At 62.6% G+C, this 18,585-nt stretch carries 16 protein-coding genes; all 16 read left to right on the forward strand.

The features are described 5' to 3' along the window. Nucleotides 1–36: 36 nt before the first annotated feature. The gene (gene dnaK / locus AACH87_RS16800; RefSeq protein ID WP_338795643.1) at nt 37–1,986 is read left to right on the forward strand and encodes a molecular chaperone DnaK; all 1,950 of its coding nucleotides are present in this window, start codon (nt 37–39) and stop codon (nt 1,984–1,986) included. Nucleotides 1,987–2,072: 86 nt separating this feature from the next. After that, complete coding sequence (gene dnaJ, locus AACH87_RS16805; protein ID WP_338795644.1) at nt 2,073–3,209, forward strand: molecular chaperone DnaJ; 1,137 nt, start codon at nt 2,073–2,075, stop codon at nt 3,207–3,209. A 184-nt stretch (nt 3,210–3,393) separates the two neighbouring features. Next, the gene (locus AACH87_RS16810) at nt 3,394–4,758 is read left to right on the forward strand and encodes an MBL fold metallo-hydrolase (protein ID WP_338795645.1); all 1,365 of its coding nucleotides are present in this window, start codon (nt 3,394–3,396) and stop codon (nt 4,756–4,758) included. Nucleotides 4,759–4,825: 67 nt separating this feature from the next. After that, nucleotides 4,826–5,053, forward strand: a complete 228-nt coding sequence (locus tag AACH87_RS16815; RefSeq protein ID WP_338795646.1) for a hypothetical protein — start codon at nt 4,826–4,828, stop codon at nt 5,051–5,053. Continuing rightward, entirely contained in the window at nt 5,016–5,987 is a 972-nt protein-coding gene (locus tag AACH87_RS16820) for a LysR family transcriptional regulator (RefSeq protein ID WP_338795647.1), read from the forward strand. Before AACH87_RS16815 ends, AACH87_RS16820 begins: the two co-directional genes overlap by 38 nt. Nucleotides 5,988–6,016: 29 nt before the next feature. Continuing rightward, nucleotides 6,017–7,438 (forward strand): 3-isopropylmalate dehydratase large subunit, encoded by a 1,422-nt coding sequence (gene leuC, locus AACH87_RS16825; protein ID WP_338795648.1) that lies wholly within the window; start codon nt 6,017–6,019, stop codon nt 7,436–7,438. 52 nt (nt 7,439–7,490) lie between these two features. Beyond that, complete coding sequence (locus tag AACH87_RS16830) at nt 7,491–7,616, forward strand: entericidin A/B family lipoprotein (protein WP_069105166.1); 126 nt, start codon at nt 7,491–7,493, stop codon at nt 7,614–7,616. A 33-nt stretch (nt 7,617–7,649) separates the two neighbouring features. After that, nucleotides 7,650–8,300, forward strand: coding sequence for a 3-isopropylmalate dehydratase small subunit (gene leuD / locus AACH87_RS16835; protein ID WP_338795649.1), 651 nt, complete (start codon nt 7,650–7,652; stop codon nt 8,298–8,300). Between the two features lie 77 nt (nt 8,301–8,377). Continuing rightward, nucleotides 8,378–9,448 (forward strand): 3-isopropylmalate dehydrogenase, encoded by a 1,071-nt coding sequence (leuB, locus tag AACH87_RS16840; protein ID WP_338795650.1) that lies wholly within the window; start codon nt 8,378–8,380, stop codon nt 9,446–9,448. A 312-nt stretch (nt 9,449–9,760) separates the two neighbouring features. Then, a complete protein-coding gene (gene asd, locus AACH87_RS16845) occupies nt 9,761–10,891 on the forward strand; it encodes an aspartate-semialdehyde dehydrogenase (RefSeq protein ID WP_338795652.1) in 1,131 nt (376 codons plus the stop codon). A 286-nt stretch (nt 10,892–11,177) separates the two neighbouring features. Beyond that, nucleotides 11,178–13,706, forward strand: a complete 2,529-nt coding sequence (locus AACH87_RS16850; RefSeq protein ID WP_338795653.1) for a FimV/HubP family polar landmark protein — start codon at nt 11,178–11,180, stop codon at nt 13,704–13,706. Beyond that, a complete protein-coding gene (truA, locus tag AACH87_RS16855; protein WP_338795654.1) occupies nt 13,706–14,584 on the forward strand; it encodes a tRNA pseudouridine(38-40) synthase TruA in 879 nt (292 codons plus the stop codon). The genes AACH87_RS16850 and truA overlap by 1 nt, the downstream gene beginning before the upstream one ends. Further along, nucleotides 14,581–15,366 carry a phosphoribosylanthranilate isomerase gene (locus tag AACH87_RS16860; protein WP_338795656.1) on the forward strand — a complete coding sequence of 262 codons (786 nt, stop codon included), beginning with the start codon at nt 14,581–14,583 and terminating at the stop codon, nt 15,364–15,366. Before truA ends, AACH87_RS16860 begins: the two co-directional genes overlap by 4 nt. Beyond that, nucleotides 15,344–16,627, forward strand: a complete 1,284-nt coding sequence (gene trpB / locus AACH87_RS16865; RefSeq protein ID WP_338795657.1) for a tryptophan synthase subunit beta — start codon at nt 15,344–15,346, stop codon at nt 16,625–16,627. The genes AACH87_RS16860 and trpB overlap by 23 nt, the downstream gene beginning before the upstream one ends. Then, a complete protein-coding gene (trpA, locus tag AACH87_RS16870) occupies nt 16,624–17,433 on the forward strand; it encodes a tryptophan synthase subunit alpha (protein WP_338795658.1) in 810 nt (269 codons plus the stop codon). Before trpB ends, trpA begins: the two co-directional genes overlap by 4 nt. Nucleotides 17,434–17,606: 173 nt before the next feature. Beyond that, nucleotides 17,607–18,479 (forward strand): acetyl-CoA carboxylase, carboxyltransferase subunit beta, encoded by an 873-nt coding sequence (gene accD, locus AACH87_RS16875; protein ID WP_338795659.1) that lies wholly within the window; start codon nt 17,607–17,609, stop codon nt 18,477–18,479. The last annotated feature ends 106 nt before the right edge of the window (nt 18,480–18,585 follow it).

Below are 18,585 nucleotides of genomic sequence, written 5' to 3' on the forward strand. Positions count from 1 at the left end.
TAGACATCCAAACATTCCAACATTGCGGAGAAAAACATGGGAAAAATCATCGGTATTGACCTGGGCACCACCAACAGCTGCGTGGCCATCATGGAAGGCAACACCACGCGCGTGATCGAAAACAGCGAAGGCGCACGCACGACGCCTTCCATCATTGCGTACCAGGAAGACGGCGAAATTCTGGTGGGTGCATCTGCCAAGCGCCAGGCCGTTACCAACCCCAAGAACACCATCTACGCAGCCAAGCGCCTGATTGGTCGCAAGTTCGAAGAAAAAGAAGTGCAAAAGGACATCGACCTGATGCCCTACACCATCGCGAAGGCTGACAACGGTGACGCATGGGTGGAAGTGCGCGGCAACAAGCTGGCACCTCCTCAAATCAGCGCTGAAGTGCTGCGCAAGATGAAAAAGACGGCGGAAGACTATCTGGGCGAAGCCGTCACCGAGGCCGTCATTACCGTTCCCGCCTACTTCAACGACGCCCAGCGCCAGGCCACCAAGGATGCCGGCCGTATTGCAGGCCTGGACGTGAAGCGCATCATCAACGAACCTACCGCAGCAGCACTGGCCTTTGGTCTGGACAAGGCTGAAAAGGGTGACCGCAAGATCGCCGTTTATGACCTGGGTGGCGGCACGTTCGACGTGTCCATCATCGAAATCGCCGACGTGGACGGCGAAAAGCAGTTCGAAGTGCTGTCGACCAACGGCGACACCTTCCTGGGCGGCGAAGACTTTGACCAACGCATCATCGACTACATCATTGCCGAGTTCAAGAAGGAACAAGGCGTGGACCTGTCCAAGGACGTGCTGGCCCTGCAGCGCCTGAAGGAAGCTGCTGAGAAGGCCAAGATCGAGCTGTCGAACTCGTCCGCCACCGACATCAACCTGCCCTACATCACAGCCGACGCCTCGGGCCCCAAGCACCTGAACATCAAGCTCACCCGCGCCAAGCTGGAAAGCCTGGTGGAAGAGCTGATCGAGCGCACCATCGCCCCTTGCCGCACCGCCATCAAGGATGCTGGCGTGAGCGTGTCCGACATCCATGACGTGATCCTGGTCGGCGGTATGACCCGCATGCCCAAGGTGCAGGAAAAGGTGAAGGAATTCTTCGGCAAGGACCCCCGCAAGGACGTGAACCCTGACGAAGCCGTGGCCGTAGGCGCTGCCATCCAGGGCCAGGTGCTGTCGGGTGACCGCAAGGACGTGCTGCTGCTGGACGTGACCCCCCTGTCCCTGGGTATCGAAACCCTGGGCGGCGTCATGACCAAGATGATCACCAAGAACACCACGATCCCCACCAAGTTCGCGCAGACCTTCTCGACGGCCGATGACAACCAGCCTGCCGTGACCATCAAGGTCTACCAGGGTGAGCGTGAAATGGCTTCGGGCAACAAGCTGCTGGGTGAGTTCAATCTGGAAGGCATCCCACCTGCAGCCCGTGGCGTTCCACAGATCGAAGTGTCGTTCGACATCGACGCCAACGGTATCCTGCACGTGGGCGCCAAGGACAAGGGCACCGGCAAGGAAAACAAGATCACCATCAAGGCCAACTCGGGTCTGTCCGAGGAGGAAATCCAGAAGATGGTGAAGGACGCCGAGCTGAACGCTGCAGACGACAAGAAGAAGCTCGAACTGGTGCAGGCCAAGAACCAGGGCGAAGCGGCTGTCCACAGCGTAAACAAGAGCCTGACCGAGCATGGCGACAAGCTGGAAGCTGGCGAGAAAGACGCGATCACCGCCGCCGTGAAGGCCCTGGAAGAAGCCCTCAAGGGTGAAGACAAGGCTGCGATCGAAGACAAAACCAACGCACTGATGGCCGCCAGCCAGAAGCTGGGCGAGAAGATGTACGCCGAATCCCAAGCAGCCCAGGCGGCTCAGGCTGCCGGTGGTGCTGAGGCAGGTGCTGGTGCATCGACCGCATCCGCCAAGCCTGCGGACGACGACAACGTGGTGGACGCAGAGGTGAAGGAAGTCAAGAAGGGCTGAGCGCCTTCCCGTTGACCCCAGCCGCCGCGCGGGGCCCTTGACGGGGCTTGCGCGGCGTTCCTGTTCCAACCGGGCCACAAATCACCATGTCGAAAAAAGACTTTTACGAAGTCCTGGGCGTTGCCAAAAACGCTTCGGATGAAGACATCAAGAAGGCTTATCGCAAGCTGGCGATGAAGTACCACCCTGACCGCAACCAGGGGGACGCCGCCAAGACTGCAGAGGAGAAGTTCAAGGAGGCCAAGGAGGCCTACGAGATGCTCTCCGACCCGCAGAAACGGGCGGCCTACGACCAGTATGGCCACGCGGGGGTGGACCCCAACATGCGCGGCCCCGGGGGCGGCGCAGAAGGCTTTGGCGGTTTTGCCGAGGCTTTCGGCGACATCTTCGGCGACATGTTCGGCCAGCAAGGTGGGCGTGGCCGGGGCGGGCGTCAGGTGTACCGCGGCAGCGATCTCAGCTATGCCATGGAAATCACCCTGGAAGAAGCTGCCCGCGGCAAGGATGCACAGATCCGCATCCCCTCGTGGGACAGCTGTGACACCTGCCACGGCAGCGGCGCCAAGCCCGGCACCAGCGCCAAGACCTGCGGCACCTGCCAGGGTTCAGGCACGGTGCAGATGCGCCAGGGCTTCTTCAGCGTGCAGCAAACCTGCCCGCACTGCCGCGGCACGGGCAAGATCATCCCCGAGCCCTGCACTGCGTGCCATGGCCAAGGCAAGATCAAGAAGCAAAAGACGCTGGAAGTGAAGATTCCTGCGGGCATCGACGATGGCATGCGCATCCGCAGCACAGGCAATGGCGAACCGGGCACCAATGGCGGCCCACCCGGCGATCTGTACATCGAGATCCGCATCAAGAAGCACGACATCTTCGAGCGCGATGGCGACGACCTGCACTGCCAGGTGCCGGTGAGCTTCATCACCGCCGCGCTGGGCGGCGAAATTGAAGTGCCCACCCTGCAAGGCAAGGCAGCCATTGATATCCCCGAAGGCACGCAAGCGGGCAAGCAGTTCCGCCTGCGCGGCAAAGGCATCAAGGGCGTGCGCTCCAGCTATCCGGGCGACCTGTACTGCCACATTGCAGTGGAGACACCCGTCAAGCTCACCGAGCACCAGCGCAAGCTGTTGCGTGAGCTGGAAGAGTCGCTGAAAAAGGGCGGCTCCCGCCACTCCCCCAGCGGCGAGAGCTGGACAGACCGGCTGAAGAACTTCTTCAGTTGACCCAGCCGCCTGCCTTCACCCGCAGGCGTACCCCCTCCAAGCGACCGAGCCTACAGCCCGGTCGCTTTTTTCATTTCCATGCGCGACACCGTCTTCTTGATTCGCATCAAGCAAGCCTGCTTCCGGCGGGCTTGCTTCCCGCAGCAGGCCTACCATGGGGACTCTGCAGTATCGGAGGACACACATGGACGTGAAAATCACCTTCCTGGGCGGCTCAGGCACCGTCACCGGCTCCAAATACCTCGTTCGCCACAACGGCAAAAGCCTCTTGGTGGACTGCGGTCTGTTCCAGGGCTACAAGCAGCTGCGGCTGCGCAACTGGCAGCCCCTGCCTTTGTCGCCTTCGCAAGTGGATGCCGTACTGCTCACCCACGCACACCTGGACCACAGCGGCTACCTTCCCCTGCTGGCCCGTGACGGATTCAAAGGCCCCGTGCATGCCACCACAGGCACGCGTGACCTCTGCGCCATCCTGCTGCCCGACAGCGGACACCTGCAGGAAGAGGACGCCGCTTTTCTGAACCGGCACAAACTGAGCAGCCACGCGCCCGCACTGCCGCTTTACACCAAGCTGGACGCGCAGCATTGCCTCCAGCAGTTCAAGGCCCACCGCTTGCACGAGCGCTTTGAGCCCCTGCCCGGCTGGCATGCCACGTTCTCCAATGCAGGCCACATTCTGGGCGCGGCCAGTGTGCTGCTGGAAGTGGGCGGACGGCGCATCCTGTTCTCCGGCGACCTGGGCAGGCCCGACGACATGCTGATGAACCCGCCGGACGCGCCACCCCAGGCCGATGCTGTACTGATCGAATCCACCTACGGCGACCGCGAGCACCCGCCCGAAGACCTGCTGAGCGAACTGGGCCCGGCACTGGCCCGGCTGGCCGCGCGCGGCGGGGTGGCCGTGGTACCCGTCTTCGCTGTGGGCCGCGCCCAGGTGGTGCTGCACGCCATTGGTCTGCTCAAGGCGCAAGGGCTCATTCCTGCGTCGCTCAAAGTGTTTCTCGACAGCCCCATGGCCGTCAGCACCACCGGGCTGTACCAGCACCACCTGGGCGAACACCGCCTGAACGCGAGGGAGGTCAACGCACTGGAGCACGGGGCCACCATGGTGCAGACGCCCGAACAATCCAAAGGCCTGGCCCGCCTGCATGGCCCCATGGTCATCCTGGCCGCCAGCGGCATGGCCACGGGCGGGCGCGTGCTGCATCACTTGGCACTGCATGCGGGGGACCACCGCAACATGATCATCCTGACCGGACATCAGGCACCGGGCACGCGGGGCGCGCGTCTGGCCGATGGCGAAAAGTCCGTCCGCATCCACGGGCAGGATGTGGCCGTGCGCGCGGAAGTGGTCAAGCTGAACTCGGCCTCAGCCCATGCCGATGGCAACCAGTTGATGGCCTGGCTGCGCAGCATGGACCATGCGCCGGGGCATGTATGGGTGGTCCACGGTGAAATGAACGCAGCCGATCACCTGCGCCAGCGCATCAGCCATGAACTGCGCTGGCAAGCCGATGTGCCCGAACATGGCAGCACAGTGACCTTGTAGCCACCCTCTCCGCAGCGCGGCTACGGGTCACCGGCATCAGCCCATCCGCTCTCAAAATGAGAGCGGCTTGCGCTCTATTGACGCCATCCAAGGCACTTTTCACCTTTCAAACCAGACATACCAAGCAGCTTCACCGGGGATCAGCTACCTAAAAATGATGAAACCCATCGCATTCAGCGATGACAACTCATTAAAAATAGGTAGAAAATGGAGTGCCTTCGCAAAACAAGAAGGCAAGTCTCCTTCAAGGCCCCCCGATGAAAAGCTCAGAGCGCAGCTTTGCGCGCCGTATTGACCTGACCTCGCTGCAGTTGTTTGTGGCCGTGTGCGAGCTGGGCAGCATTGGCCGAGCGGCAGAGCGCGAATTCATCGCCGCATCGGCCGTCAGCAAGCGGCTGTCCGATCTGGAAGCCGCCGTGGATACCGCCCTGCTCTACCGCCACAGCCGGGGCGTGACCCTGACCCCGGCGGGTGAAAGCCTGCTGCACCACGCCCGCACCGTGCTGTTTGGGCTGGAGCGCATGCAGGGCGAGCTGAGCGAGTACGCCGAGGGCGTGCGCGGCCATGTGCGCGTGCACGCCAACATCTCGGCCATCCTGCAGTTTCTGCCGGAAGACCTGGGCGCTTTTGCACGCCAGCACAGCCAGATCAAGATTGACCTGCAAGAACACCTCTCCAGCGCCGTGCTGCACGCGGTGCAGGAAGGGGCGGCAGACCTGGGCATTTGCAATGTGGGCATGGGCAGCAATGCCCACGACCTGCCCAGCAGGCTCTACCGATCGGACCGGCTGGTGCTGGTTGTGCCTGCAGGGCACGAGCTGCAAGCGCTGGACGCTATTGATTTTGAAGCAGTTCTGGACTGGGACATTGTGGGCCTGCATGCCAACAGCAGCATCAGCCTGGCCATGCGTGCCGCCGCGGCGGCTGCGGGCCGCCCGCTGCGCCAGCGCATCCAGGTCACGGGGCTGGACGCCATGTGCCGCATGATCGACAACGGCCTGGGCGTGGGCCTGCTGCCAGACCGAGCCTTCGAGCTGATGCGCAGCGTGGGCCGCCTGGCTGCCGTTCCATTGACAGACGCCTGGGCTCACCGCGAGCTGCGCGTGGTGGCGCGTGATTTTGATGCCCTGCCCATCACCTCGCGCCTGCTGGTAGAGCACCTGACTGCCCAGCGCCCCAGCACCGGGCAACCCACCGCAAGCCCCGCCGAATCAGCCCCTCACCACTAGAATCATTGACCCACCTGAAAGACAAAACCATGGGACGCACCCTCTACGACAAGATCTGGGACGAACACGTCGTCCACACCGAAGAAGATGGCACCTCCATCCTCTACATCGACCGGCACCTGGTGCACGAGGTAACCAGCCCGCAAGCCTTTGAAGGCCTGCGCGGGGCCGGTCGCAAGGTGTGGCGCATGAGCTCCATCGTGGCCACAGCCGACCACAACACGCCCACCACCGGCTGGGAAAAAGGTTACGACGGCATCACCGACCCGATCAGCAAGGAACAGATCACCACGCTGAATGCCAACATGGCAGAAATCTCGCCAGCGGCCTTCTTCCCCTTCATGCACAAGCGCCAAGGCATCGTGCATGTGATTGGCCCCGAAAACGGTGCCACCCTGCCCGGCATGACGGTGGTGTGCGGGGATTCGCACACATCCACCCACGGCGCGTTTGGTGCACTGGCCCACGGTATCGGCACCAGTGAGGTCGAGCACGTCATGGCCACGCAAACCCTGCTGGCCAAAAAAGCCAAGAACATGCTGGTGCAGGTGGACGGCACGCTGGCCAAAGGCGTCACGCCCAAGGATGTGGTGCTGGCCATCATCGGCAAGATCGGCACCGCTGGCGGCACGGGCTACACCATTGAGTTTGCTGGTTCCGTCTTCCGCGCGATGAGCATGGAAGGCCGCATGACCGTGTGCAACATGGCCATCGAAGCCGGTGCGCGCGCCGGTCTGGTGGCTGTGGACGACAAGACCATTGAATACGTGAAGGGCCGCCCCCTGTCGCCCACGGGCGTGGAATGGGACCAAGTCGTGGCTTACTGGAAGACGCTGCACTCCGACCCCGACGCGAAGTTTGACGCTGTGGTCAAGCTGGACGCTGCCGAGATCGTGCCTCAAGTCACCTGGGGCACCAGCCCCGAGATGGTGCTGGGCGTGGACGCCCGCGTGCCCGATCCCGACAAGGAAAAGGACGCCAACAAGCGCGGCGCCATCGAGCGCGCCTTGACCTACATGGGCCTGCAGCCCGGCAAGCCGATCAATGACATCACCATAGACAAGGTGTTCATCGGCAGCTGCACCAACAGCCGCATCGAAGACATGCGCGAAGCTGCCGCCGTGGTGAAGAGCCTGGGCCGCAAGGTGGCCAGCAACGTGAAGCTGGCCATGGTGGTGCCTGGCTCCGGCCTCGTCAAAGAGCAGGCCGAGCGCGAGGGCCTGGACCAGATCTTCAAGGCGGCAGGCTTTGAATGGCGCGAGCCCGGCTGCAGCATGTGCCTGGCCATGAACGCCGACCGTCTGGAGCCCGGCGAACGCTGCGCATCCACCAGCAACCGCAACTTCGAGGGCCGCCAGGGCAACGGTGGCCGCACCCACCTCGTCAGCCCCGCCATGGCGGCTGCCGCTGCGGTGCACGGCCACTTTGTCGATATCCGCCAGTTCGCCTGATTTATCACCTCACCATCCACCATCACTTGACCCAGACTGAAGGAGCCCTGTCATGAAAAAGACCGCCACCCTCATCGCCCTGTCCCTGGCCTTCGTGCTGGCTGGCTGCAACACCGTCAAGGGTGTGGGCCAGGACATTGAACGCGCAGGCAACGCCATCGAGCGCGCCGCCAAGTAAAAAGCAAATCACAAGGCACAACCCAAGGCCACCATGCAGAAATTCACCTTGCTCAAGGGCCTCGTCGCGCCCATGGACCGGGAAAACGTCGACACCGACGCCATCATTCCCAAGCAGTTCCTCAAGTCGATCAAGAAAACGGGCTTTGGCCCCAACCTGTTTGACGAATGGCGCTACCTGGACAAGGGCGAGCCCGGCATCCCCGAGAGCCAGCGCAAACCCAACCCCGACTTTGTGCTGAACCAGCCCCGCTACCAGGGTGCCAGCATCCTTCTGGCGCGCAAGAACTTCGGCTGCGGCTCCAGCCGCGAGCACGCGCCCTGGGCGCTGGACCAATATGGCTTCCGCGCCATCATCGCGCCCAGCTTTGCCGACATCTTCTTCAACAACTGCTTCAAGAACGGCCTGCTGCCCATCGTGCTGCCCGAGGCCACCGTGGCCAAGCTGTTTGACGAAGTGCATGCCTTCCCCGGCTACCAGCTCACCATCGATCTGGAACGCCAGGTGATCGTGCCGCCGCAGGGCGAGGAGATTGCGTTTGAGGTGCAGGCCTTCCGCAAATACTGCCTGCTCAACGGCTTTGACGACATCGGCCTGACCCTGCGCCAGTCCGACAAGATCAAGGCCTTTGAAGCGCAACGCCTGGCCACCAAGCCCTGGCTCGCGCACTCGATGGTTTCCTGATCTCTCATTTCAAGAAAAATAGCCTCCAGCGCTTACGCAATAAGCGCTGGCAGCTATCAAAACAGAAGCACCAGACAATGAAAATCGCAGTTCTGCCGGGTGACGGCATCGGTACCGAAATCGTGGCCGAGGCCGTCAAGGTCCTCAAGGCACTCGACCTGAAGTTCGAAATGGAATCCGCCCTGGTCGGTGGTGCCGCTTACGAGGCCCACGGCCACCCGCTGCCCGAGTCCACCCTCAAGCTCGCCAAGGAAGCCGACGCCATCCTGTTCGGCGCTGTGGGCGACTGGAAATACGACAAGCTCGACCGCCCCCTGCGCCCCGAACAGGCCATCTTGGGCCTGCGCAAGAACCTGGGCCTGTTCGCCAACTTCCGCCCCGCCATCTGCTACGAGCAACTGGTGGGCGCTTCGAGTCTCAAGCCCGAACTGATTGCGGGCCTGGACATCCTCATCATCCGCGAGCTGACCGGTGACATCTACTTCGGCCAGCCCCGTGGCCGCCGTACAGCGGTGGATGGCCACTTCCCCGGTGCGGAAGAAGCCTTCGACACCATGCGCTACAGCCGCCCCGAGATCGAGCGCATCGCCCACGTCGCCTTCCAGGCCGCCCGCAAGCGCAACAAGAAGGTCACCAGCGTGGACAAGGCCAACGTGCTCGAAACCTTCCAGTTCTGGAAGGACGTGGTCACCGACGTGCACAAGGAATACCCCGACGTCGAACTGCAGCACATGTACGTGGACAACGCCGCCATGCAACTCGTCAAGGCCCCCAAGGCGTTTGACGTGGTGGTGACCGGCAACATGTTTGGCGACATCTTGAGCGACGAAGCCTCCATGCTCACCGGCTCCATCGGCATGCTGCCCTCAGCCAGCCTGAACAGCAGCAACCAGGGCCTGTACGAACCCAGCCATGGCAGCGCACCCGACATCGCAGGCAAGGGCGTAGCCAACCCCCTGGCCACCATCCTGTCTGCAGCCATGATGCTGCGCTTCAGCCTGAACCAGGAAGCCGCCGCCCAGCGCATCGAAGCCGCCGTGCAAAAGGTGCTGGCCCAAGGCCTGCGCACGCCCGACATCTACAGCGAAGGTACCACCAAGGTAGGCACTGCGCAGATGGGCGATGCGGTGGTGAAGGCGCTCGCCTGATCCCTGGCTTGCCATGTCACCCCAAGGGCGGCTGTGGCCGCCCTTTTTGTTTTGGGAAATCGGTGTATGCAGTTCCCGCATTGGTCCATGCACGCAATCGGCTAGAATCTGCGCATGTTTGCCGCCCGCCCGTTCGCCCTGAACACCGCTACTGCCGCCCTGGCAGGCGTGGCTGTGCGCGCAATCACCACCAAAACCACGACCATTATTAAGGGCTGATCCAGCTCCGGTATCGTCGTGCGCCCTCCCTGGCCAGACGAGCCGGGGCAAACAGTCTGGTCTGGCACTGTTTATCACTGAAAGGGCGTTGAAATGAGCAAGTTGGTAGGTTTGGTCGGCTGGCGCGGCATGGTCGGCTCGGTGTTGATGGACCGCATGATCGAAGAAAAAGACTTCGACCTGATCGAGCCATTGTTCTTCTCCACATCCAACGCTGGCGGCAAGGCCCCTGCACAGGCCAAGAACGAAACCACCCTGCAGGACGCTTTCAACATTGAGGCCCTCAAGCGCTGCGAGATCATCATCACCGCCCAAGGTGGCGACTACACCAACGAGGTGTACCCCAAGCTGCGCGCTGCAGGCTGGAACGGCCACTGGATTGATGCCGCTTCCTCGCTGCGCATGGAAAAGAACGCGGTCATCGTGCTAGACCCGGTGAACATGCCCGTCATCAAGAACGCGCTGGCCCACGGCGGCAAGGACTGGATCGGCGGCAACTGCACCGTGAGCTGCATGCTGATGGGTGTGGGTGCGCTCTACAAGGCCGGTCTGGTCGAGTGGATGAGCACCCAGACTTACCAAGCCGCGTCCGGCGGCGGCGCACAGCACATGCGTGAGCTGTTGACCCAATACGGCACCCTCAACGCCGAAGTGAAGGCGCTGCTCGACGACCCCAAGAGCGCCATCCTGGAAATCGACCGCAAGGTGATCGCCAAGCAGCGCAGCCTGTCTGCCGCTGAAACCGCCAATTTCGGCGTCCCGCTGGGTGGCAGCCTGATTCCCTGGATCGACAAGGACCTGGGCAATGGCCAGTCCAAGGAAGAATGGAAGGGCATGGCGGAGACCAACAAGATTCTGGGCATGGGCGAAGGCTTCGACTCTGCAGCCATCCCCGTGGACGGATTCTGCGTGCGCGTGGGTGCCATGCGCTGCCACAGCCAGGCCCTGACCTTCAAGCTCAAGAAGGACGTGCCCGTGGCCGATATCGAAGCCATGATTGCGGCCGACAACCAGTGGGTGAAGGTAGTGCCCAACACCCGCGAAGCCACCATCAAGGACCTGACCCCCGTGGCCGTGACCGGCACCATGACCATCCCTGTGGGCCGCATCCGCAAGCTAGCCATGGGCCCCGAATACGTGGGCGCATTCACCATTGGTGACCAGCTGCTGTGGGGTGCTGCAGAGCCTCTGCGCCGCATGCTGCGCATCCTGCTCGACGCCTGATCCACCCAGCCTGCAAAGCGCGCAAAACCCCGGTTTTGCGCGCTTTTTTGCGTCTGACGCATCGAAACAACCCGTTACGCCACGTTGCCGAATGACAACAGACTTTTGCACCAAAACGGGGCGTGACACGGGGTACCAAAGCTTGGACACCACCTCAGCTTGTCAGTGCAAAACATTGCTGCTATGGTGCTTTTTACATATTTTCACGCGCCGGGGCGGGAACCAGATCATGAGAAAAACAGCACCGCTCGACCGAGCCGCAAAACCTAATCAGTTGATGGCAAACATGCATCGTTGGAAATTTTCAGCTCTAGCGGCCGCGGCCGTAGTCTCTGCCGGTTTTTATGCCAGCGACGCTTCGGCTTTGGCCTTGGGCCGCATCACGGTGCAATCCGCTCTGGGTGAGCCTCTGCGTGCAGAGATCGAAGTCCCCCAGATCACCCCCGCAGAAGCCGATACCCTGCGTACATCCACCGCCTCGCCCGAGGTGTTCCGTTCCCAGGGCATGGAGTTCACTCCGCTGATGAACGCCCTGCAGGTGCAACTGCAACGCCGCGCTGACGGCAGCGCCGTGCTGCGCGTCACCAGCGACCGCCCTGTCAACGAGCCGTTTGTGGATCTGGTACTGGACGCCACATGGGGCAGCGGCAAGATCGTGCGCAGCTACACCATGCTGTTCGACCCGCCAGCACTGCGCCGCGCAGCGCCTACGGTCACGGCATCTCCCCAAGTCACGGCACAGGCATCTGCCCCTGCAGCAGCGCCTCGCACCACCACGCCTTCTGCAGCGGCAGCACCTGCCGCTGCGCCACGTCCTGCTCCGGCTGCGGCACCACGCCCCGCCCCGGCGGACGGTGTCACCGTCAAACCCGGCGACACAGCAGGCCGTATTGCCAACGCACATCGCCCTGCAGACGTCTCGCTGGATCAGATGCTGGTAGCCATGATGCGCGCCAACCCGGACGCCTTCATCCAGGGCAATGTCAACCGCATTCGCGCGGGTGCCGTCCTGCAGATTCCCGACGAAGGTGCCGCAAAGTCGGTCCCGACCAGCGAAGCGCGCCAGATTCTGGCCGCCCAGAGCCGTGACTTCAACACCTTCCGCCGCAAGCTGGCCGACACCGCACCCAATGCCACGGTCGCTTCGGCAGAGCGCTCTGCCAGTGGCAAGGTGCAGGCTCAGGTGGAAGACCGCAAGCCCGCCACGGCTGCACCCGACAAGCTGACATTGTCCAAGGGCTCCATCAAGGGTCAAAAGGCAGCCGAAGACCAGTTGGCCAAGGACAAGCAAGCCAACGAGGCCAACGCCCGCATGGCAGAGCTGTCCAAGAACATTAGCGACCTGAACAAGGTGGGTGCAGCTTCTGCCGCTGCAGCGTCTCCTGCCCCGGCAGCCGCCGCCAGTGCTCCGGCACCGGTCAAGGTAGAAGCTCCAGGCGTTCCTGCCACACCTACTGCACCTGAAGCCCCAGCGTCCGCCCCGGCAGCTCCTGCAGAAGCAGCCAGCCTGCCCGTGGAAGCAGCTTCGGCAGCGTCTGATGCGGCCTCTGCACCCGCTCCCGTGGCATCGGCGCCCGCACCGGCTCCCAAGCCAGCACCGGTTCCTCCACCTGCGGAAGAGCCCAGCTTCTTCTCCGGCCTGTTTGACGACCCACTGATCCCTCTGGCCGGTGGCGGCGTGCTCGCATTGCTGGCGGGTTACGGCGTGTACCGCGTGGTGCAGCGCCGCCGCAATGCGGGAGGGGTAGACAGCTCGTTCCTCGAAAGCCGCATTCAGCCCGACTCTTTCTTTGGTGCCAGCGGCGGTCAGCGTATCGACACTGCCAACAGTGAGATGACCACAGGCGGCTCGTCCATGGCCTATTCGCCCAGTCAGCTGGATGCTGGCGGCGATGTGGACCCCGTTGCGGAAGCCGACGTGTACCTCGCTTACGGGCGTGACCTGCAAGCCGAAGAAATTCTGAAGGAAGCCATCCGCCACAACCCTGCACGCGTCTCCGTGCATGTGAAGCTGGGCGAGATCTACGCCAAGCGCCAGGATCGCAAAGCCTTGGAAGCGGTGGCAGGTGACGTGTTCAAGCTCACACAGGGCGAAGGCCCCGACTGGGCGCGTATCGCCGATCTGGGTCGCACGCTGGACCCAGAAAATCCGCTGTACCAGCCTGGCGGCCGTCCCGGCAGTGCTGCAGACGCGGCTCCTGCCGTGCCTGCAGCGGGCTTTGCATCCACGATGCCTGGCGCTCCTGGTGCTGCGCTGCCTTCGGATCTGGACCTCGACCTGGATCTGGATCTGCCCACGGACGCGCTGACAGAAGCTCCTGCGGCCGGCGGGTTTGCTGCGGCTGCAGCAGCTTCCGGCTTGGATCTGCCCAGCCTGCCTGATGACGATGAGCCCGTCACGGCACGCGCGCCGATTTCGGAACCAGCTCCCACGCTGGACATTCCCACACAGCCTGAAGAGCTGAGCATGCTGCCTTCTGGCCTGACGCCGCTGGCAGGCTCCAAAGCGCCCGAGCCTGAGACGCTGGAGTTTGATCTCGGCGACCTGTCTCTGGACCTGTCTGCACCTGCCCCTCTTACCCCCAGCATGCCCCCTGCCGTGGAAGAAATCTCCACAGCATCGGTCCCTGTGGAAGAGGAAGATGAAGGCGAGCCAGCCAACGATGACCCTCTGGCCACCAAGCTGGCACTGGCAGAGGAGTTCAACGCCATCGGTGACACGGACGGCGCACGTACCCTGATCGAAGAAGTGGTGGCAGAAGCAACGGGCCCGCTGAAGACACGAGCCCAGCGTCTGCTTGCTGAACTGGGCTGATGCAGGAATCGCTGCCATCGAATGATCTGAACACCCCTGCGCTCTCCGAACCCGCCAAGGTACGGGTAGCGCTTGGGGTCAGTTACAACGGCCAGGCTTACAAAGGCTGGCAAAGCCAGCCCTCTGGCGACACAGTGCAAGACAAGCTTGAAGCGGCCCTGGGCCGCTTTGCTACGCATGAGGTCAGCACCCTGTGCGCTGGCCGCACCGACAGCGGTGTGCATGGGCTGATGCAGGTGGTGCACTTTGACACCCCCCTGCGCCGTGCAGATGCCTCCTGGGTGCGCGGGACCAACACCTTTTTGCCTCCGGACATCGCTGTACAGTGGGCACGCCATGTGCCCGACACTTTTCATGCACGGGCCAGCGCCACGGCACGCCGCTACGCATACGTTCTGCTGCAGTCCCCGGTGCGCCCCAGCATTGATGCGGGCCGCGTGGGGTGGGTACACCAGCCTCTGAATGCCCACGCCATGCGTGAAGGCGCGGCCTTCCTGCTGGGGGAGCATGACTTCACCTCGTTCCGTGCTGCGGCTTGCCAGGCTCACACCCCGATCAAGACGGTAGAGCGCATCGAAATCAGACACTCGGTTCCATCTGAGCCCACAGGCGATCTAGACTGGAGTCCTTGCTACTGGCGTTTTGAATTCCAGGCCAATGCCTTCCTGCACCACATGATCAGGAACATCATGGGCTGCCTCATCACGATCGGCACCGGCAAACAGCCGCCTGAATGGATGTTGCATGTGCTGCAAGCCCGTTCACGTGATGCTGCTGCGCCCACTTTCTCGCCTGACGGTTTGTACTTTCTGGGTCCGGTCTACGATGCTGCCTGGAATTTGCCAGCGCGCACCCCACCGTTTGACTGGATACCATGACGCCATCCACGCCTTTCAACCGCACCGAGCCCACTTTCGCCCACGCCACCAGCCCAGCTTCCACCCGCACCCGCATCAAGATCTGCGGCCTGACGCGCGAGCAGGATGTGGACGCGGCCGTTCAGGCAGGCGCTGACGCCATAGGCTTTGTGCTCTACGCCCCCAGCCCGCGCGCCGTAACGCCCGAACGTGCAGCACAGCTGGCGCAGCGGCTTCCGCCCTTCGTCACACCCGTGCTGCTTTTTGTGAACGAAGTCGCTCCTAAAATAATAGCTGCCAGCGCTTTGGTGAAGGGTGCTATCGTGCAATTTCATGGTGATGAAACACCTCAGGATTGCCTGGAAGGGACGGCTGGCGGGGCACGCCCCTTTCTGCGGGCTGCGCGCATACCCCTAGGGGACGGTGCTGAAAGTTTTGATCTCGTAAAATACGCTCACGATTTTTCACACGCCCAAGCCATCCTGCTCGACGCGCATGTCGACGGCTATGGCGGCGGCGGCAAGGCATTCAATTGGTCACTCCTTCCACCAAGCGTCAGCTCTCACCTCGTTTTGTCTGGTGGACTCACGCCTGCAAACGTGACCGATGGCATTTTGCAAGTCCGCCCGCGAGGACTCTCGCTGGCGGTGGATGTCAGCTCTGGCGTTGAAGCCGATGGCCCTGATGGCAAGCCCATCAAGGGCATCAAGGACGCCGAAAAAATTCAACGCTTCGTAGCCGCCGTGCGTGCGGCCGATGCACAACTTGCAAAGAATCCCCATGAGCTCCTATCAGCAACCTGACGCCTCCGGGCACTTTGGCCCCTATGGAGGCAGTTTTGTCAGCGAAACCCTGACCCACGCCATCCAGGAACTGCGCGAGGCCTACGCCCGCTACCAGAACGATCCTGAGTTTCTGGCGGAATTCCAGTACGAACTCAAGCACTTCGTCGGCCGCCCATCGCCCATTTACCACGCAGCGCGCACGAGCCGCGAAGTGGGCGGCGCACAGATCTTCCTCAAGCGCGAAGACCTGAACCACACCGGCGCGCACAAGATCAACAACGTGATCGGCCAGGCCATGTTGGCCAAGCGCATGGGCAAGCCCCGTGTGATTGCTGAAACCGGCGCAGGCCAGCACGGCGTGGCCACAGCCACCATCTGCGCACGTTATGGCCTGGAGTGCGTGGTGTACATGGGTGCTGAAGACGTGAAGCGCCAGAGCCCCAACGTGTACCGCATGAAGCTCCTGGGCGCCACGGTGGTGCCCGTCGAGTCCGGCAGCAAGACCCTGAAGGACGCCCTGAACGACGCCATGCGCGACTGGGTGGCGAATGTGGACAACACTTTCTACATCATCGGCACGGTGGCGGGCCCGCATCCCTACCCCATGATGGTGCGCGACTTCCAGAGCGTGATCGGCAAGGAATGCATTGAGCAGATGCCTGCCATGCTCGCCGAGCAAAAGGTGCTGGGCCAGCAGCCTGACGCCGTGATCGCCTGCGTGGGCGGCGGCAGCAATGCCATGGGCATCTTCCACCCCTACATCCCGTTCGAGAAAACACGCCTCATCGGCGTGGAGGCTGCGGGCGAAGGCCTGGAGTCGGGCAAACACTCGGCATCGCTGCAAAAGGGCAGCGCTGGCGTACTGCATGGCAATCGCACGTTCATCCTGCAGGATGACAACGGCCAGATCACCGAAACCCACAGCATCAGCGCGGGCCTGGACTACCCCGGCGTGGGCCCAGAGCACGCCTGGCTGCAGGAGATTGGCCGTGCCGAATATGTCGGCATCACCGATAAGGAGGCGCTGGACGCCTTCCACTACCTGTGCCGCACCGAGGGCATCATCCCCGCGCTGGAATCCAGCCACGCCGTGGCCTACGCCATGAAGCTGGCCAAGACCATGCGCCCCGATCAATCGGTGCTGGTCAACCTGTCCGGCCGTGGCGACAAGGACATTGGCACAGTGGCCGACCTCAGTGGCGCCGACTTCTACTGCCGCCCCAGCTGCCAGGGGCAGTCCGTCAAGGGCGGCGAGCAACCCATCAAGGTGGTCAAATGAGCCGCATCGAAGCAACGTTCTCCGCTCTCAAGGCGCAGGGCCGTAAGGCGCTGATTCCCTATGTGACAGCAGGCTTCCCGTTCGCAGACATCACTCCGGCCCTCATGCACGGCATGGTGGAAGCGGGAGCGGATGTGATCGAGCTGGGCGTGCCGTTTTCCGATCCCATGGCCGATGGCCCCGTCATCCAGAAGGCCGGAGAAAAGGCCCTAAGCCTAGGCGTGGGCATGGTGCAAGTGCTGGACTACGTGCGCGAATTTCGCAAGCGCAACAGCACCACCCCCGTGGTGTTGATGGGGTATGCCAACCCCGTGGAACGCTACGACCAAAAGCACGGCAGCGGCGCCTTTGTGCGGGACGCGGCTGAGGCAGGTGTGGACGGCGTGCTCATCGTGGACTACCCGCCTGAGGAGTGCGAGGCCTTTGCGGCCAGCCTGCGCGAACAGGGCATGGACCTGATCTTCCTGCTGGCCCCCACCAGTACCGATGAGCGTATGGCCCAGGTGGCCCGCGTGGCCAGCGGGTATGTGTATTACGTGTCGCTCAAAGGCGTGACGGGCTCCGGGGCACTGGACACCAGCGCTGTGGAGCAGATGCTGCCACGCATCCGCCAGCATGTTCATATTCCCGTCGGCGTGGGTTTCGGCATCCGCGATGCCGCAACGGCACAAGCCATTGGCAAGGTGGCCGACGCGGTGGTGATCGGCAGCCGCATCATCCAGATCATTGAGGATCAGGAGCACGCCAAGGTGGTCCCCCTCACGGTGGACTTCCTGCGCGGGGTGCGTAAGGCGCTCGACGCATAAAATAGGGGCATCCCCTGAGCGGCTTTGCCGCTTCCCCCTTCTCTCTTGCTTCGCACGGGAAGGAGGACGCTCCCAGCGCGGCGGGACGGCCCTGGCGCGGGAGCACTGATATTGGTCAGCGTGCTCCATCAAGGCCGTGCTGCTGCTGGTCCATTCTTAGAGAGGAAAACACCATGTCCTGGCTCGAAAAACTTCTGCCTTCCAAGATCCAGCAAACCGACCCCACCGAGCGCCGCCAGGTGCCCGAAGGGCTGTGGATCAAATGCCCGAGCTGCGAAACGGTGCTCTACAAGGCGGACCTGGAGCAAAACCAGAACGTTTGCCCCCATTGCAGCCACCACCACCGCATTGGTGCCCGTGCGCGTTTGGACGCTTTCCTGGACGCGGAAGGCCGCTACGAAATTGGCCAGGAAGTGCTGCCGGTGGATGCTCTCAAGTTCAAGGACAGCCGCAAGTACCCCGAGCGCCTGAAGGAAGCGCTGGAAAACACGGGCGAGACCGATGCGCTCATCGTGATGGGCGGTGCCGTCAAGAGCATCAATGTGGTGGCCGCCTGCTTCGAGTTCGACTTCATGGGCGGCTCCATGGGCTCCGTGGTGGGCGAGCGCTTTGTGCGTGGCGTGGAAACCGCCATTGAGCAGAAAGTGCCTTTCATCTGCTTCACTGCCACTGGCGGCGCGCGCATGCAGGAAGGCCTGCTGTCGCTCATGCAGATGGCCAAGACCAATGCGGCGCTGACCCGCCTGGCCAAGAAGGGCCTGCCCTACATCAGCGTGCTGACCGATCCGACCATGGGTGGCGTGAGCGCAGGTTTTGCCTTTGTGGGCGACATCGTGATTGCCGAGCCCAAGGCCCTGATCGGCTTTGCTGGCCCCCGCGTGATCGAATCCACCGTGCGCGTGACGTTGCCCGAAGGCTTCCAGCGCGCCGAGTTCCTGCAAACCAAGGGGGCCGTCGACCTGATCTGCGACCGCCGCGAGTTGCGCAACACTGTGGCGAGCAGCCTGGCCATGTTGCAGCGCCTGCCTGCGGATGCGGTGATGTAATCGCGGCGTGACGCAGAAACACAAACGGGGCCTCAGGCCCCGTTTGTGTTTCTGCTATCAAATAAATAGCTATCTGCGCTTATTCCTCAAGCGCTAGCAGCTTATT

The organism is Acidovorax sp. DW039 (assembly GCF_037101375.1).
In the GTDB taxonomy this organism is placed as follows: Bacteria; Pseudomonadota; Gammaproteobacteria; order Burkholderiales; family Burkholderiaceae_C; genus Acidovorax.

Coding starts and splice junctions, on each gene's coding strand:
- dnaK (WP_338795643.1), top strand. CDS start 37: ATGGGAAAAATCATCGGTATTGACCTGGGCACCACCAACAGCTGCGTG.
- dnaJ (WP_338795644.1), top strand. CDS start 2,073: ATGTCGAAAAAAGACTTTTACGAAGTCCTGGGCGTTGCCAAAAACGCT.
- AACH87_RS16810 (WP_338795645.1), top strand. CDS start 3,394: ATGGACGTGAAAATCACCTTCCTGGGCGGCTCAGGCACCGTCACCGGC.
- AACH87_RS16820 (WP_338795647.1), top strand. CDS start 5,016: ATGAAAAGCTCAGAGCGCAGCTTTGCGCGCCGTATTGACCTGACCTCG.
- leuC (WP_338795648.1), top strand. CDS start 6,017: ATGGGACGCACCCTCTACGACAAGATCTGGGACGAACACGTCGTCCAC.
- AACH87_RS16830 (WP_069105166.1), top strand. CDS start 7,491: ATGAAAAAGACCGCCACCCTCATCGCCCTGTCCCTGGCCTTCGTGCTG.
- leuD (WP_338795649.1), top strand. CDS start 7,650: ATGCAGAAATTCACCTTGCTCAAGGGCCTCGTCGCGCCCATGGACCGG.
- leuB (WP_338795650.1), top strand. CDS start 8,378: ATGAAAATCGCAGTTCTGCCGGGTGACGGCATCGGTACCGAAATCGTG.
- asd (WP_338795652.1), top strand. CDS start 9,761: ATGAGCAAGTTGGTAGGTTTGGTCGGCTGGCGCGGCATGGTCGGCTCG.
- AACH87_RS16850 (WP_338795653.1), top strand. CDS start 11,178: ATGCATCGTTGGAAATTTTCAGCTCTAGCGGCCGCGGCCGTAGTCTCT.
- truA (WP_338795654.1), top strand. CDS start 13,706: ATGCAGGAATCGCTGCCATCGAATGATCTGAACACCCCTGCGCTCTCC.
- AACH87_RS16860 (WP_338795656.1), top strand. CDS start 14,581: ATGACGCCATCCACGCCTTTCAACCGCACCGAGCCCACTTTCGCCCAC.
- trpB (WP_338795657.1), top strand. CDS start 15,344: ATGAGCTCCTATCAGCAACCTGACGCCTCCGGGCACTTTGGCCCCTAT.
- trpA (WP_338795658.1), top strand. CDS start 16,624: ATGAGCCGCATCGAAGCAACGTTCTCCGCTCTCAAGGCGCAGGGCCGT.
- accD (WP_338795659.1), top strand. CDS start 17,607: ATGTCCTGGCTCGAAAAACTTCTGCCTTCCAAGATCCAGCAAACCGAC.